This window comes from Microbacterium sp. CBA3102 (assembly GCF_007954505.1).
In the GTDB taxonomy this organism is placed as follows: Bacteria; Actinomycetota; Actinomycetes; order Actinomycetales; family Microbacteriaceae; genus Microbacterium; species Microbacterium aurugineum.
The window spans coordinates 42521-58226 of record NZ_CP042412.1; the positions used below are offsets into that span (position 1 = coordinate 42521).

16 protein-coding genes and 1 other RNA gene are annotated in these 15706 nt (G+C 70.2%); 3 read left to right on the top strand and 14 right to left on the bottom strand.

Features of this window, described 5'->3' with window-relative positions:
• Positions 1 to 39: 39 nt before the first annotated feature.
• The 5 genes from FGL91_RS00240 to ffs form a co-directional block, all read right to left on the bottom strand.
• On the bottom strand, positions 40 to 1260 hold the full coding sequence (locus tag FGL91_RS00240) for an acetate/propionate family kinase (protein ID WP_153242732.1): 1221 nt from the start codon (positions 1258 to 1260) through the stop codon (positions 40 to 42).
• Complete coding sequence (gene pta / locus FGL91_RS00245) at positions 1257 to 3374, bottom strand: phosphate acetyltransferase (protein ID WP_153242734.1); 2118 nt, start codon at positions 3372 to 3374, stop codon at positions 1257 to 1259. The genes FGL91_RS00240 and pta overlap by 4 nt, the downstream gene beginning before the upstream one ends.
• Before the next feature lie 64 nt (positions 3375 to 3438).
• Complete coding sequence (locus tag FGL91_RS00250) at positions 3439 to 4137, bottom strand: hypothetical protein (RefSeq protein WP_153242736.1); 699 nt, start codon at positions 4135 to 4137, stop codon at positions 3439 to 3441.
• Entirely contained in the window at positions 4134 to 4742 is a 609-nt protein-coding gene (locus tag FGL91_RS00255; RefSeq protein ID WP_153242737.1) for a rhomboid family intramembrane serine protease, read from the bottom strand. Before FGL91_RS00255 ends, FGL91_RS00250 begins: the two co-directional genes overlap by 4 nt.
• Before the next feature lie 62 nt (positions 4743 to 4804).
• An RNA gene (gene ffs, locus FGL91_RS00260) (signal recognition particle sRNA small type) lies at positions 4805 to 4901 on the bottom strand.
• A 174-nt stretch (positions 4902 to 5075) separates the two neighbouring features.
• Between ffs and FGL91_RS00265 the strand changes: the two genes are divergently transcribed.
• Genes FGL91_RS00265 through FGL91_RS00275 form a run of 3 tightly spaced genes read left to right on the top strand, consistent with a single transcriptional unit; the run spans position 5076 to position 9521 of the window.
• Positions 5076 to 6065, top strand: a complete 990-nt coding sequence (locus tag FGL91_RS00265) for an AAA family ATPase (protein ID WP_047522165.1) — start codon at positions 5076 to 5078, stop codon at positions 6063 to 6065.
• Between the two features lie 11 nt (positions 6066 to 6076).
• Positions 6077 to 7267 (top strand): DUF58 domain-containing protein, encoded by a 1191-nt coding sequence (locus tag FGL91_RS00270; RefSeq protein WP_153242739.1) that lies wholly within the window; start codon positions 6077 to 6079, stop codon positions 7265 to 7267.
• Positions 7254 to 9521 carry a transglutaminaseTgpA domain-containing protein gene (locus tag FGL91_RS00275; RefSeq protein ID WP_153242740.1) on the top strand — a complete coding sequence of 756 codons (2268 nt, stop codon included), beginning with the start codon at positions 7254 to 7256 and terminating at the stop codon, positions 9519 to 9521. Before FGL91_RS00270 ends, FGL91_RS00275 begins: the two co-directional genes overlap by 14 nt.
• Positions 9522 to 9554: 33 nt before the next feature.
• On the opposite strand, the gene FGL91_RS00280 is transcribed toward FGL91_RS00275, so the two are convergent.
• The 9 genes from FGL91_RS00280 to mpaA1 form a co-directional block, all read right to left on the bottom strand.
• Positions 9555 to 10445 (bottom strand): rhodanese-related sulfurtransferase, encoded by an 891-nt coding sequence (locus tag FGL91_RS00280; protein ID WP_131491387.1) that lies wholly within the window; start codon positions 10443 to 10445, stop codon positions 9555 to 9557.
• A gap of 58 nt (positions 10446 to 10503) precedes the next feature.
• Positions 10504 to 11232, bottom strand: a complete 729-nt coding sequence (locus FGL91_RS00285) for a hypothetical protein (protein ID WP_153242741.1) — start codon at positions 11230 to 11232, stop codon at positions 10504 to 10506.
• Entirely contained in the window at positions 11229 to 11957 is a 729-nt protein-coding gene (locus FGL91_RS00290) for an ABC transporter permease (RefSeq protein ID WP_153242742.1), read from the bottom strand. The genes FGL91_RS00285 and FGL91_RS00290 overlap by 4 nt, the downstream gene beginning before the upstream one ends.
• Positions 11954 to 12670, bottom strand: coding sequence for an ATP-binding cassette domain-containing protein (locus FGL91_RS00295; protein ID WP_131491384.1), 717 nt, complete (start codon positions 12668 to 12670; stop codon positions 11954 to 11956). The genes FGL91_RS00290 and FGL91_RS00295 overlap by 4 nt, the downstream gene beginning before the upstream one ends.
• Complete coding sequence (gene mpaP / locus FGL91_RS00300; RefSeq protein WP_153242743.1) at positions 12663 to 14312, bottom strand: daptide biosynthesis intramembrane metalloprotease; 1650 nt, start codon at positions 14310 to 14312, stop codon at positions 12663 to 12665. Before mpaP ends, FGL91_RS00295 begins: the two co-directional genes overlap by 8 nt.
• A 31-nt stretch (positions 14313 to 14343) precedes the next feature.
• Entirely contained in the window at positions 14344 to 15183 is an 840-nt protein-coding gene (mpaM, locus tag FGL91_RS00305; protein ID WP_153242744.1) for a daptide-type RiPP biosynthesis methyltransferase, read from the bottom strand.
• Between the two features lie 64 nt (positions 15184 to 15247).
• Complete coding sequence (gene mpaA3, locus FGL91_RS19300) at positions 15248 to 15367, bottom strand: MpaA3 family daptide-type RiPP (RefSeq protein WP_308191516.1); 120 nt, start codon at positions 15365 to 15367, stop codon at positions 15248 to 15250.
• A gap of 34 nt (positions 15368 to 15401) precedes the next feature.
• Positions 15402 to 15527, bottom strand: coding sequence for an MpaA2 family daptide-type RiPP (gene mpaA2, locus FGL91_RS19200; protein ID WP_261812218.1), 126 nt, complete (start codon positions 15525 to 15527; stop codon positions 15402 to 15404).
• Positions 15528 to 15569: 42 nt separating this feature from the next.
• Positions 15570 to 15704 (bottom strand): MpaA1 family daptide-type RiPP, encoded by a 135-nt coding sequence (gene mpaA1 / locus FGL91_RS19205; protein ID WP_261812217.1) that lies wholly within the window; start codon positions 15702 to 15704, stop codon positions 15570 to 15572.
• Between the last annotated feature and the right edge of the window lie 2 nt (positions 15705 to 15706).

Consider the following 15706-nt stretch of genomic DNA (forward strand, 5'->3'; position numbering starts at 1 on the left):
AATGCGGCATCGCGTCACGGGGTAACCCCCGCGAGCGGATCAGAGGAGCTCGGCCGTCTGCCTGGCGATCTGCAGTTCCTCATCGGTCGGCACGACGAGCACCGTCACCGCGGAGGCGTCCGTGGAGATCCGACGGATGCCGCGCTCACGAGCGTCGTTCCTCGCCGGATCGATCTCGACGCCCGCGAAACCGAGCGTCGCCAGCGCAGCGGCCCGCACCGGCGCGGCGTTCTCGCCCACACCGGCCGTGAACGAGATGACGTCCACTCCGCCGAGCTGTGCGATGTACGCCCCGGCGTAAGCCCGCAGGCGGTGCACGTACACGTCGAAGGCGAGCACGGCGGACTCGTCTCCGGCCTCCACACCGGCGAGGATGTCGCGCATGTCGCTGCGGCCGGCGAGTCCGGCGAGACCGCTGCGGGTGTTGAGCAGCGAGTCCAGGTCGTCGATCGAGTACCCGGCACGGCGGGAGAGGTGGACGAGGGCCGCCGGATCGATGTCTCCCGACCGCGTGCCCATCACCAGCCCCTCGAGCGGGGTGAGCCCCATCGACGTCTCCACCGAGCGCCCGCCCTCGATCGCGGTCACGGAGGCGCCGTTGCCGAGGTGGAAGACGAGCTGCCGGAGCTCGGCGAGGTCGCGCCCGAGGAATGCCGCCGCCGCCTCGCTCACGTACTGATGGCTCGTGCCGTGGAAGCCGTATCGCCGCACCCGATGCTCGGCGGCGAGCGCTGCGTCGATCGCATAGGTGTACGCGGCGGGCGGAAGCGTCTGATGGAACGCGGTGTCGAACACGGCCACGTGCGGAACCTGATCGAACACGGCGCGTGCGGCCTGGATCCCGGCGAGGTTCGCGGGGTTGTGCAGGGGGGCGAGCACCGCGAGCTCGTCGATCTGACGCTCCACGTCGGCGTCGATCAGGGTCGGGGCGTAGAAGCGCGCACCGCCGTGGACCACGCGGTGTCCGACCGCGACGGGGCGACGCTCGTCGAGCGAGGGCCCGTGCGCGGCGAACTGCTCCCGCATCACCTCGAAGGCGGCGGCGTGGTCGGCGATCGGCTGCTCGCTGCGGTACGTCGCGTCGAGCATCGTCGGCACGGCGGCGGCGTCCACGGCGGGGCGGACGGTGTGCGCCACGGGACTGGACTCCTGCCCGATGCGCTCGATCAGTCCGCTCGCGAGCAGGTCCTCCTGTTCGATGTCGATCAGGCTGTACTTCAGCGACGACGACCCGCTGTTGATCACCAGGATCGCGCTCATGCCTCATCTCCCTGCGCCTGGATCGCCGTGATCGCGACCGTGTTGACGATGTCATCGACGAGCGCGCCGCGGGACAGGTCGTTGATGGGCTTGTTGAGCCCCTGGAGCACCGGTCCGATGGCGACGGCTCCTGCTGAGCGCTGCACGGCCTTGTACGTGTTGTTACCGGTGTTGAGGTCGGGGAACACGAACACGGTCGCCCGGCCGGCGACCGCCGAGTCCGGGAGCTTGGCCTTGGCCACCGCCGCATCCGCCGCCGCGTCGTACTGGATCGGCCCTTCGACCGGGAGCTCGGGGGCACGCTCGCGGACGAGCGCGGTCGCGGCGCGCACCTTGTCGACGTCGGCCCCGGAGCCGGACTCCCCGGTCGAGTACGACAGCATGGCCACGCGCGGATCGATGCCGAACTGGCGGGCGGTCTCGGCGGAGGAGATCGCGATGTCGGCGAGCTGCGCGCTCGTCGGATCGGGGATCACCGCGCAGTCTCCGTAGACGAGCACACGATCGGCGAGCGCCATGAGGAAGACGCTGGAGACCACGTTCACGCCCGGCTTGGTCTTGATGATCTCGAACGACGGACGGATCGTGTGCGCCGTGGTGTGCGCCGCGCCGGAGACCATGCCGTCGGCCAGACCGAGATGCACCATCATCGTGCCGAAGTACGACACGTCGGTCACCGTGTCCGCCGCTTGGGCGAGGGTGATGCCCTTGTGCGCCCGCAGCCGTGCGTACTCGGCGGCGAACCTCTCGACCAGTTCAGGGTCGGTGGGGCTCAGCACCTGGGCCGCCGCGATGTCGATGCCCAGCTCGACGGCGCGGGCACGGACGGCCGCCTCGTCGCCGAGGATCGTCAGATCCGCGACCTCCCTCGCGAGAAGCGTCGCCGCGGCCCGCAGGATGCGGTCATCGTCGCCCTCGGGCAGGACGATGCGACGCCGATGTGCGCGTGCACGCTCGATGAGGCCGTACTGGAACATCAGCGGGGTCACCACGTGTGCCTCGGCGAGCCCGAGCTGCTCGGTCAGCTCCACGATGTCGACGTGCGCCTGGAACAGGCCGAGCGCGCGGTCGTAGCGGCTGCGCGAATCCACGGAGAGGCGCCCGCGGGTGCTCATCACACGCACGGCGGTGTCGTAGGTGCCCAGATCGGTCGTGATGATCGGCACCGATGACGCGAAGCCGTCGAGCAGGCGCACGATCTGCTCGGGAAGAGGGAACGGGCCGTTCAGGATGATGCCGGCGATGCGGGGGAAGGTGCCGGACGCATCGGCGAGCAGGGCGGCCAGCAGCACCTCGGTGCGGTCGGCCGGGATCACCACGACCGCCTCCTCGGTGAGCCGCGGCAACACGTTGACCATCGACATGCCGGCGACGACGATCGTCAGCGCCTCCCTGGTCAACCGGTCCTCGTCGCCCGTGAACAGCGTGCCGTCGACGGCGGTGAGGATGTCACGGATCGACGGGGCCACGAGCGCACGGTCCTCGGGGATCGCCCACACCGGCGTGCGGTCCTCGGGGAGCACGGCGTGGACCGCGTCGATGACGGCATCCAGCGCATCGGGGTCGGCACGGTTCACCGCGACGGCGAACAACTCCGCACGCTCCTCGGAGAGCTCCGACAGCGCGAGTGCGGCGATCTGTCCGATCGCCGCGGCCTCACGGGCGGTCGTGGTGCCGAGCTGTTCGGCCTGGCGCTGCTGATCGCGACCGCTGAGCACGAGCAGCACCGGGACACCGAGGTTGGCGGCGATCCGCGCGTTGAACCCGAGCTCGGCGGGGCTCGCGACATCCGTGTAGTCGCTGCCGATGACGACGACGGAATCGCACTGCGCCTCGACGGACTTGAACCGCGCGACGATCGTCGACAGCGCGCTCTCCGGGTCGGAGCGCACATCATCGTACGTCACGCCGATGCAGTCCTCGTAGTCGAGGTGTACGCCGTCGTGGGCGAGCAGCAGTTCGAGGATCTCGTCGCGCTCGGTCGTGGACCGCGCGATCGGGCGGAACACCCCCACCCGCGGCGAGACGCGCATCAGGGCGTCGAGCGCCCCGAGGGCGATCGTCGACTTGCCGGTATGACCTTCGGCCGAGGTGATGTAGATGCTCCGCGCCACGAGCCCAGCTTAGGCGCGGCGTTCGGGAAGCCGCCGGGGAAACCACCGGGAGAAACGCGGGGTCTCACCCGCACGGACCGGACAGTGCGTCGACGACGGCGGCGGCATCTTCCTGGAAGCGCGCGTAGTAGTCGCGATCGGTGTTGATCTGCACCCGGTGGATCGCGTGCGAGGGCTCCAGCTCCTGCCATCCGGGCAGGCGGCCCAGCCGGTCGTAGAACAGCGTCGCCGCGGTCTGCGGATCCATGCGCTGCTCGACGCTCCCCCACCACTCCTGCTGCTGGAAGAGTCCGATGCTGGTCGTGCGCGATCCGTCGGGGTTGGTGAACCCGCTCGTCTCCCAGTCGCCGTAGTCGATGTTGCGCAGGCTGCTCTCGCCCATCGCCGTCATCACCCCGAGGATCTGCCCGTCGCGGCGGAACCCGAGGTCGCCCGCCGTCCGGATGATCGTCGCGGCATTGTCGAGCTGTTCCCCGCTCCAGCCGCGGATGCCCGCCTCCGGGAACGTCCGGGGTTCGTCGAGGCAGATCGGGGCGGGATCGCGGGCGAGTCCCAGCGGGATCAGCGCGAGCAGTCCCCCGAGGACGACGACCGCCGCCGCGGAGAGCAGCACCCGTCGCAGGATCTTCCTCCGGCGCGCCCGGATCGCGGCGCGTCTGCGCGCGCCGGTCTTGCGTCGCCGCGTCGCGCTCCTGCGGCTCTTCGCGGTCTTCTTCGTCGCCGCTCGACCTTTCGGCCGGGACGCCGTGCGCCCCGAGGTCATGTCGCCACGCTGCCGCGCGGGGTGCGGGGGCGACCGGCGAACGCAGCCACACCCCCGCCGATCGCGCCGAACAGGTGCCCCTGCCAGGAGATGCCCTCTGCGGCGCCGAACACTCCGGCCACCATCGAGCCGCCGTACAGCGCGATCACGACCAGAGCGATCACGGCGTAGAGGATGCGATGGGCGACGCGTCCGGGGGCGAACACCCGCATCACGACGTAGCCGAAGTAGCCGAACACGAGCCCGGAGGCGCCGACCGTCAGCGTCCCCGGAGCGTTCACGACCCAGGTCCCGATGCCGCCCACGATCGCGACGATGGCTGTGACGGCCCAGAACCTCCGGGCACCTTCGACGGCGACCAGGCATCCGAGCACCAGGAAGGGTACGGAGTTCGCGATGAGGTGCTGCCAGTTCGCATGCAGGAGCGGACCGAGCACGATGCCGCCCAGACCCGAGACATCCCAGGACCTCAGGCCGAAACCGGTGAACGACCCCGGAAGGACCGCATCGGCGAACTGCACGATCCACATCGCGACGAGGAGGAGCACCGGCGAGGCGAATCGGCCGAGCGGATGCTGCGCCTTCGGAGGCGGGGAGACGGTCACCGGACGATTGTCTCAGGTGCCGCTGACGTTCGAGTGGGCGTCACGACAGGGCGCCCGCACATGAAAAAGACTCTCCGCGCACCCAGCAGAGCCCGGTTACCCTTGCTGCGTTTCCGCCCTGGGGGAATTGGCCTGGATGCTGTCACGCGGAGAGCCGTCAACCATCCTAACCCGAGCACGTGGGGTGCGACGACACCGCTCGAGCGCTCGACGGACCGGGTGGGTCACGGACGCCGCCGACCGCCCTCTCAGGGGAAGCTTCCAGAGCGGGGACCGCGCCGCCGGGTTACGATCGAGTAACGCGCACCGCAGCGCCGATGTGAGAGGGAACGCATGCCAGAGAACGCCCCCCTGATCCCGGTGATGATCGATGCCGAACGGTTCGCCGCGCAGACCTCTGCGATCCTCGGCTCCATCGGACGGGTCATCGACGGGAAGCCGGACGCCGTGCGCAGCGCCCTCGTCTGCCTCCTCGCCGAAGGGCACCTGCTCATCGAAGACGTCCCCGGTGTGGGCAAGACGATGCTCGCCCGTGCCCTCGCCGCGAGCGTGGACGCGACCGTGCGCCGCATCCAGTTCACGCCCGACCTGCTGCCCGGCGACGTCACGGGTGTCTCGGTCTACAACCCGGTCGACCAGGAGTTCGAGTTCAAGCGCGGCGCGGTCTTCGCGCACATCGTGATCGCCGATGAGATCAACCGCTCCTCCCCCAAGACGCAGTCGGCCCTGCTCGAAGCGATGGAGGAGGGGCAGGTCACCGTCGACGGGTCGACCCACATGCTGCCGACACCGTTCCTGGTGGTGGCGACCCAGAACCCGCTCGAGATGGAGGGGACGTACGCGCTCCCCGAGGCGCAGCGCGACCGCTTCATGATGCGCATCTCGATGGGGTACCCGGACGCGGAGGCCGAGACGCTCATGCTCCGTCAGCGCGATGTGGTGAACCCGCTCGCCGCGGTGTCACCCGTCGCCGACGCGACCGCCATCTCCCAGCTCATCGCCTGGGCGCGCTCGGTGCACGTCGCCCCCGCGCTGGAGGAGTACACGGTCGCCCTCGCACAGGCGACCCGCTCCGACCCGAACCTGCACCTCGGCGCCAGTCCGCGGGCGACCCTGCAGCTGATCCGCGCCGCGAAGGTGTGGGCGGCATTGGACGGCCGCGACTACGTCATCCCCGACGACATCACGGCCCTGCTCATCCCGGTCCTCGCCCACCGGCTGCTGCCGGCGCGTGGTGCCCACCGTGCAGGCGCACAGCCCGTCGAGGCCGCACTCACCCAGATCGTCGAGCGGGTGCGCGTCCCCGTCGCGACGCGTTCCTGATCGGGTCGGTCATGCGAAGACGCCGACCTCTCACCGGCCGTGGAGCCGGCGCGCTCGTCGCCGCCCTGTGCTGCGTGATCGCCGCCAACGTCTTCGGCACCCGCATCCTGCTCTACATCGGGCTGCTCCTGGCCGCCCTCACGCTCTTCTCGCTCCTCGCCGTCCGCCTGCCCCGCCGCTCGGGGACGGTCACGCGTCAGATCTCCACCGATCTGCTCACCGTGTCGGAGACGTCGCGCGTGACGGTGCGGATCTCACTCCGCGCACTGCGGGTGCCGCACGGGCTCTGGCACGACATCCTCCCCGCGGCGGTCGCCGGCGATTCCGGCGGTGAGTATCCCCCCGAGTCGGGTCAGCTGACGTACCCGATCACCGGTGTGCGACGGGGTGTCTGGCCGCTGGGTCCGCTGATGCTGCGCACCGTCGATCCGTTCGGCCTGGCACAGCGCGAGCAAGCGTTCGGAGAGACCCGGAGCATCACCGTGGTCCCCGAGGTCTTCGCCCTCGCCCCGCTGGCCGTGCGCGTCGGAGCCGCCGGCGGAACCGCGCACACTTCGTCGACGCGCCTCGGGCAGGGCAGCGACAATCTCTCGCCGCGCGGGTACATCCCCGGAGACTCGATGCGCCGCATCCACTGGCGTGCGACCGCCCACCGCGGACAGCTCATGGTGCGCCAGGAGGAGGAGGAATCCAGCCCCGACGCGGTCGTCGTCCTCGATCGCAGTGCGGGCCGCTGGGATGTGCCCGGCGCCGATGCCGACCCGGCCTTCGAAACCGCCGTGTCGCTCTGCGCCTCCGCGGCCGTGCACCTCGCCTCCGAGGGGTACAGCGTCGATGTGATCGACAGCGCCGGCACGCTGCTCGGTGCGCTCCGCGGGCACGAGGACGATCGCGACGGACTGCTGGTGGCGCTCGCGATGGTCGCCCCCAGGGGTGAGGGCCGTGATCTGGCGGCACTCATCGGCGGCACCCCGCCCGGGCCTCTGGTCTTCATCACCGGTCAGCTCGATGAGGAGGATGCCGCCCGGCTGCGTCCGGCCGGCGCCGCCGCGCCGATGCTGTTCAGCACGGAGCTTCTCCCCGGCGCCGCGGAGGCGGCCACTCCACACGGCTGGACGGTGGCGACGCTCGGGCCCGTCATCGCGGACGCGTGGGAGGACGCCGTCTCGGCGCGGATCGGAGTCGGCGATGTTCCGCGCTGAGCAGCGCCCGCGGGCGACCGCGCCCCCCGCGCACACGGCGCCGACGTGGCACCGCGACGAGGAGGAGCCGACCGGTGTCGTCGGTCCCGGTGTGCTGGCCGCGACGGCGACGATCGTGGCGATGTGGCCGTACACCTCGGTGATCTCCCCTGGAGCGTGGTCGTCTTCGGTCCTCATCGTGATCCTCGCCGTAGCGGGTGGGGGTATGCTCCTGCGGCGACTGCTGCGCCGACGGACAGCCTGGCTCCGGGACGCCGGGACATTCCTCGGTCAGATCATCGTCGCGGTCGCGATGGTCACGCTGCTGGTGGCCGGCGATACCGCGCTCTTCGGCGTGTTTCCGACACCGACGACCGTCGCCGTGTTCGGCACCCTCGGCGCTGCGGCCCTCGAAGCGATCGTGTTCGGCTCCGCGCCGTTGGATGCCTCGCCGGCTCTCACCGCCGCCATGGCCTCCGGCTTCGCGGGCGTCGCGCTCCTGGTCGATCACCTGGTGGCGCATCGCTCCGCGGTGCTGGCGACCCTGCTGACAGGGATCGTCGGCGCCGTGCCGATGATCATCACCCTCGGCGACACGAACGTCGTGTGGTTCGTGCTGTTCGCCCTCGTCGCACTCTTCCTCTTCCGGTACACCGCGAGGCGGCATCCGGAATCCCCCCGCAGGTCCTCGCTCTCGGTCGCCGTCGGTGTCGGAGCCGCCGCTCTGGTGACGACCCTGGTGATCGCTCCCGCACTACCGGTCGCGACGAGCATGGCGGGCACCGGCGTCGGGGTCACGGTCGATGCCTCGTTGCGTCTGGGCGATGATCTGCGTCAGCCCAATCCGGTCGAAGTGCTGACCATCGCGGCGAAGACCGACGTGGCCCCGTATCTGCGGCTGACGACACTCTCTCGATTCGACGGCCGGGTGTGGCAGCCGGACCGGGGCGATCTGCAGTCGCAGGACGACGGGTTCGGCACTCCGGAGTGGGGACCGGAGATCGCGACGGAGGAGGAGAACACGTCCATCCGCGTGCTCCGCATGTCGAGTTCGTGGCTGCCGGTCCCGTACCCGGCGACCGACGTGCAGGGGCTCAGCGGCTCGTGGCGGGTGTCCCCGCTCAACCGCACCCTCTTCTCGCGCAGCGCCGACGCGGTGGGGAACGACTACACCGTCACCTCCTCCCGCCTCGTTCCGACGCTCGAGCAGATCCGTGCGATCGATGCGGCATCGCCCGTGGTCGATCCCGACGCCGAGCCGGTGGAGCTGCCCGAGATCATCGCGGAGCGTGCCGCCGAGGTGACGGCCGCCGCGAGCACCGACTACGACCGGCTGATCGCCCTGCAGAACTGGTTCCGCTCGCAGTTCGCGTACTCGCTGGAGACGCCGGTGGAGGAAGGCTTCGACGGCACCGGCGCCGAAGCCGTGGCGCAGTTCCTCGACGTGCGATCGGGGTACTGCGTGCACTTCGCAGGGGCGTTCGCGCTCATGGCGGAGAGCCTGGGGATGCAGGTGCGCATCGTCGTCGGCTATCTTCCCGGCTCGCTCACCGACGAGAAGCGCGGCAGCGAATCGGTCTTCTCCGTGACCAGCGATCAGCTGCATTCCTGGCCGGAGGTGCTCTTCCCCGGTATCGGCTGGGTGCCGTTCGAGCCGACCGCATCCTTGGGCGTGCCCACCGCGTTCCGTGCGGGAGTGACGCAGGGCGGCGAGTCCGGATCACCCGCCACCCCCGCACCGACCACGGCCCCGCAGAGCGAGGAGACCTCGGGACCGGAGATCGACCGTGCGGACGCCGGGGGCGACTCGGCCGACGGCGCCGCGCAGCGTCGTCTCGATCCGACGCCGGTCGTGCTCATCGCTTTCGGCGCCGTGGCGCTGCTCCTGGTACCGGCACTGATCCGCATCATCGAGCGTCGCAGACGATTCACGCAGGCGAGGCGCGGCGATCCCGCGGCAGCCTGGGCCGAGCTCCGCGACACCCTGATCGACCTGCAGCTGCCGGTCTCCGACGCCGACACCCCGCGGGTCCGTGCTGCCGGCCTGGTGCGCGACCGTCATGTGGACGCGGAGACGATGCGACGGCTGACGGATGCGGTCGAGCAGACGAACTACGCGCGATCGGCCGAGCTGCAGACGGATCTCACCGAACCGCTCAGCGAGGTGCTGCAGGCATTGCGCCGGAGTGTGGATGGGCCGACGCGTGTGCGGGCGACGCTGCTGCCCCGGTCACTGTACGCTCCCCGCGCCGCGGAACCCGAGGTCGCCGTCTGAGCATGCCCGCACGCGGGCGCGTCTCCTGCGCGGTCACGCGGCGTGGGCCGTGCAGGGCACGGCCACGCAGGTCTCGCACACCACGAACTGCGAGCGGCACGACAGGTCGGGGCAGTTCGCGGTGCGCTTGGTCGGCACCCCGCACCCGACGCACTCCCCGATGACGCGCGCATGGTCCGAGAAGTCGACCGAACCACGGCCGTCGAACACGTAGAGCGATCCGTCCCACAGCCCGTCGTCGCCGTACTTCTCGCCGTAGCGGACGATGCCACCCTCGAGCTGGTACACCTCGCCGAAGCCGCGCGCCGTCATTAGGCTCGACAGCACTTCACAGCGTATGCCGCCGGTGCAGTAGGTGACGACGGGTTTGCCCTTGAGATCGTCGTAGGCGCCGGAGTCGAGCAGTCTCACGAAGTCCCTGGTGGTCTCGGTGTCGGGCACGACCGCGCCGCGGAACCTCCCGATCTGCGCCTCGAGGGCGTTCCGGCCGTCGAAGAAGACCACCTCGTCTCCGCGCTCGTCGATCAGCCCGTGCAGCTCTTCGGGCGTCAGTCGCGTGCCTCCGCCGACGACCCCGTGCTCATCGACGCGCAGTTCACCGGGCGCACCGAATGAGACGATCTCGTCGCGCACCTTCACGCTGAGCTTGGGGAAATCGAGGCTGCGCCCGTCCGCATCCAGCCCCGTCCCCTCACTCCACTTGATGTCCGCATCGGCGAACGGGCCGTACGAGCGGAACGATCGCAGCCACTTCTTCAACACGCCGATATCGCCGCCGAGGGTGCCGTTGATCCCGTCCTTCGAGATGAGCAGGCGCCCACGCAGGCCGAGTGCCTCGCCGAGGTCGCGTTGCCAGACACGGACGGCCTCGGGATCGGCGAGGGGCGTGAACGCGTAGAAGAGGACGATCTTGGGGGTTGCCACCTAGGGATCCTACGTCGTCACCCCGAGCGGTTCCGAACCCCGGTGCGGCTCGAGACCGCTACGTCACATCGCGTTTCACGAAGGTGACTCCCCCCGCGACGAGAGCCGCCAGCATCCATCCGACGGCGACCGGCACAGAGCCACCGGATCCGTCGGCTGGCGACACCCCCACAGCCGTGACGTCGAACCCGAAAGCGTCGAGCAGCGCGATCAGCGGGAAGCCGTGGGCAGCGGCGCTCCAGAACATCGCGACGAGGACGGCGCTGCCCAGAGACATGGACGCGACGAAGAGTGCCACGAGATGGTTCTGGACGACGATGCCCACCCCCAGCCCCCAGAGGCCGGCGCCTGCGCCGACGGCCAGTGCGGATCCCACCGACGCCCAGCCCACCGGGACACCGCCCATCGCGACGGCCAGCGCGATGTGGCCACCGGCGAGTCCCGCGAGAGCGACGACGGCGCCGCCGAGAGCAGACCCGAGTGTCCGGCTGAGCAGCGTCACCCACCGGGGGTGCAGCATCAGCCGCTGCGCGATGACGCCATCCCGCCGGTCGACGGTGTAGCGGAAGGAACCGTAGACCGCCGCGAGCACCGCACCATAGGTCGCGAGCACCGCGCTGAACGGCGCACTGAGTGCGGCGCGAACCCCGGCCGGTGCCTCGGCGAGCTCCGCAGGAACGCTCGTCGCCATCGAAGTCGACAACACGACGGCGGCCGCGACCACCCAGAGGAGGACGATGTCGCCGGTCACACCGCGCGCGTGGGCTCGGAGCGCGCGGACGATCATCCCGCCCTCCTGCGACCACCGGTCCACGCCACCGCGGCCAGCCCCGCGGTCCACGCGAGTGCGACGACGAGCGCCGGGCCGAACTCGAGCAGGCGGCCCTGATATCCGGGCACGCCCAAGGCCGCGAGCGCCAGCCCGGGCGAGAACTTCGCCACCTCCGGCACCGTGCGCAGCAGTGCGAGTTCCCCCACCATCGGCAGGACGAGGACGAAGACGGCCGTCACGTAGTAGTTGCGGGTGATCCAGCCGATGGAGCCCCCGATGAGCGCACCGAGCACGCCGCCGACCAGAGCTCCCGCGCAGAGGCGCCACCCGTCCGGCGTCAGAGTGAGCGAGAGACCGCTCCGGCTCAAGAAGACGGCGACACCCGCGGTCCACACGACGAAGAGGCCGACGGACAGGGCGAGCGCGACGAGGACGCCCGCGACGAGCTTTCCGGCGAATGCACGCCGGAATCCGACGCTGGTGAGGGTCCGGTCCATCGAGCCGTAGTAGTACTCACGAGTGACGCCGTACGCGCCGACGAACGCCGCGGAGACCGCCGACCAGGCGAGAGGTTCCAGGAGACGAGTGGTCGCCGCGGCGGGATCGAGGCCGGCCACGTCGAGGCGCGATCCGTCGGAGAACAGCACGAAGGCGGGCAGGAGGAACGCGACGAGGTAGACGGCGAGGAGGGAGAGTCCGCTCACGGAGCGCAGGGCCTCGCTCTGGATCGTGCCCCTCATACCGGCACTTCCTCGACGAGTTCGAAGTACTTGCTCTCCAGGGAGTCGCCGTTGCTCGTGACCAGGTCGCCGAGTCGTCCGGCGAAGAGTGCTCGCCGTTTGATGACCACGACCTCATCCACGATGTGTTCGAGTTCTGACAGCTGATGACTGGCGACCAGCACGGTGCCGCCGCGTTCGGCGAAGCGGCGGAGGAACCTGCGCAGCCAGCGGATCCCGTCGGGGTCCAGGCCGTTCGCCGGTTCGTCGAGGATGAGCGTGGGCGGCGCCCCGATGAGGGCGGCGGCCAGGCCGAGCCGCTGAGCCATCCCCGTCGAGAACGTCTTCACGCGACGACGCGCGTCGGCGGTGAGCCCGACCTCCTCGAGGACCTCGTCGGTCCGGCCGCGCGGCGCACCGGCCGCGAGCCGACAGATCTCCAGGTGCCGCCGTGCAGTGATGCCCGCCTCGAAACCGAAGCCGTCCATGTGCACACCGACGTGCGATGCGGGGTTGTCGAGCGCCGAGAACGGAACACCGTCGATGAGGCTCTCGCCGCTCGTCGGCCGGAGCAAGCCGACGATCGTGCGCAGCGTCGTCGATTTGCCCGCGCCGTTCGGCCCCAGGAGCCCGACGATCGTCCCGCGCGGCACGACGAAGGACAGGTCTTCCACGGCGGTCCGGCGGCCGTACCTCTTCGTGAGGCCTCGGACCTCGATCGCGTGTTCAGTCATCTTCCTGCCTCTCGTGCTTCTGGTCCAGAAGGGCGGACAGCGGCGACACCACGCCGGTCGCCCAGAGCGTCTGCCACAGACTCCTCGTGCCGAGCGCGACCTGCGCCCGTCCGGTCGGCGGCGTGCTCCCGCCGCCGTCGTCCACGTCCACGCCGGCGATGACCGTTGCGGGGACGTCCACGCCGTCCGCCGCGACGGGGACGAGCACCGCCCAGGGGACCTCCGTCGGCATCGGCGGCTCCGGCCTGATGGTCCCCCCGCCGACCCGCGCGCTCGCGAGGAGCCCGGCGCTCATCAGCTCGACCGGGGCGCCGTCCGGCACCTCCGCCTCGGCGGCGGTGCCCGGCTGCACGAGGAGCACACGGTCACCGCGGGTGACGAAACCGTACGTCGCCGTCACCGGCAGCGGGATCACGGCGCCCACGACCACGATGCTCGCGATCAGCGTCGCACCGACGGCGACGAAGCGGAGCCGGGAGACGCCTGACCGAAGGACGCGGCGCAGCGCCGTCGAGAGGATCACGATGCCGACGAGCACCACGGCAGCTTCCAGGACGACGACGAGGACCCCCAGCACCGGTCCGCCTCCGGCGAGCGCTCGCACCACGCGGGAGACCGCGAACAGCACGAGCGCGATCGGGGCGACGAGACAGGCGAGACCGAACGGCACGCTCCACCACCGATCGAGGCTCCGTGCGGTCCGCGGACCGCCGAACAGGATCCGGGTCAGGAAGTCCACTCCGTCGTGAATCGTCCGGTCCCGGAGGTTCGGTTCGTCGAGCGCACTCATGAACGCGATGTAGCCGTCGAATCGCACGAACGGAATCAGGTTGACCAGCACGATCGCGACGCAGGACACGGCGAGGAGCAACAGCGCCTGGTGGATCAGAGGGTCCGGAAGGGCGAGCGCGGCGAGGAGGGCGACCGCGGCGGCGACGGCGTGCACGGCCGGCCCGGCGAGCGCGACCGCGACACGTTGCCACCGGTCGGAGAGGCGCCAGCCGTCGGTCACATCGACGAAGAAGGCGGGGGTGAGGTAGTAGAGCATGAAACCTGCGCGGCGCGGTTCGCCGCCGAAGCGTGTGAGCGCGAGCCCATGAGCGCTCTCGTGGAGCAGCGTCATGACGGACAACGCGATGACGACGCCCACGAGTCCGGGCAACGACACCGGCATGGTCAGGACGTCCCACACCTCACCTGTCTGCAGGGCCGCAGCGCCGAGGCCGAGGCAGAGCACCACCAGAAGGGATGCCAGAACCCCTCGGCGTGAGAGCGGGACGATCAGGCGATTCCCGCGGTCGAAGAACGCGGGTGCACGCAGCGTCGCGAACTGCAGCGTGAACGGGGGCCGGTAGGTCACTCTGCCGGGCGGGGGCTTCGTGTCACCGGCCAGGAGCCCGCTGGCGCGGAAGCGCTGGACGAGCAGGAGGAACTCCTCCCGCGGCTCGGATGCGGCGAAGCGCGTGCGCAGGTCGCGGAGCGTGGTCTCGCCGTCCATCGCCGTCAGCAGATCGACGACGGCCCGCGAGACCCTCGACGAGGGCACCCCCTGCAGCAGCGCGATCCACACCCCGGCCTCCCCCACTTCCTCGAACACGACACCGGGGGCGAGAAGCGGACGATCCTCGGCCGTGAGCGGCACCGGGGCGCGAGAGTCTCGCCGCCGAGCGAAACTAGGCGGTGTCATCGTCACGCGCCCGATCCCGGGTTCCGGCCCACGTCGTCGTGAGGAGAAGGATGTCCGCTCCGGGGTGCGTCCGCACGGGCGAGACGGCAGGTTCAGCGAAACCGGCGTCCACGAGCTCGCTGGAGAGGAGCTCATGGCTGAGCACACGCAGCCGACTCGTGAGCACGCGCACGTCGCCGCCCGCCACGATGTCGGCGAGGCGCACCCAGTTGACCAGGCGAGCCGCGCCGTCCTCCTCCACCTGCTGCGAGAACAGATAGGTCTCCTCGCCGCCGGGTCCGGGACCGGGCCCGGGGACACGGATCTCCTGCTCGCTCGGCACCGTCAGGCTCTCCGCTGCGGCGCCTCCCGCGACGGAGAAGGCGAAGACCCCTCCCGGCGCGAGGTGGCGTCGCACACTCGCGTACAGGCGCGCCCTCCCCTCCCTGTCCAACAAGGTGATGGAGGTCGCACCGAGGACCACGAGGTCGTACGGACGCGGCAGGCTGAAGTCGCGCATGTCGGCTATCACACAGTCGAGCCTCGGATGGTCGGGCAGGGCACGACGAAGGTGCGAGAGCATGTCGTCGGAGAGATCGAGCGCGGTCACCGATCGGCCGGAGCGCACCAGCGGGATGGTCAGCCTCCCGCTGCCGGCGGCCACATCGAGGACCGGACCCGCGGCTTCTCTCGCGAGCGCCAGCACCTCTCGGATCTCCGCGGCATCGGCGCCGACCAGTCGCTCGTAGAAGTCGGTCCCCTCGCCCGTGTACAGGTCCTGTTCCCGAGGGACCGCACCCGCCCGGTCGAGTCGCGCCGCGATGGCTTCGGTTATCGTTCCTGACATTCACCACACCTCTCCGCGGGAGTGAGGGGGTGCGGGCGCGCGGAACCGCCCGCACCCCGACCGGTCACGTCGCGATCGCCGCGGCACCGCCGACGATGGCGATGATGTAGCTGACGTGCTCCCACCACTCGAGTGGCGCGTCGATTCGTTCGAGTTCCTGGAACTCCAGCAGATCAGTCTGCATTTCGTACCTCCTTCATCACGTGGCGATGCGCTTCCTAGGTCAGCGCGAGAATTCCGATGATGACGCCGACAGCGAAGCCCCGCACGAAATCATCGGTGTTGTTCAGAGCGTCCATCGCCTCGAGTTCAGTGAATTCGAGCCTCTGCACTTCGGTGTTCATACCTCTCTCCTTCCTCGTCTCGATCTCCGTCCGGCGACGGGATCACGTCGCAGCGGCAGCGCCGATCCCGATGAGGATCAGCGCACTGATGGCGCCCTGATAGAAGCTCTCCCAGCTGGGAGCCTCCATGTCGTCCAGCTCCTGGAACCGGAGTCGCTCTTCCACGTCCTTGATCATCT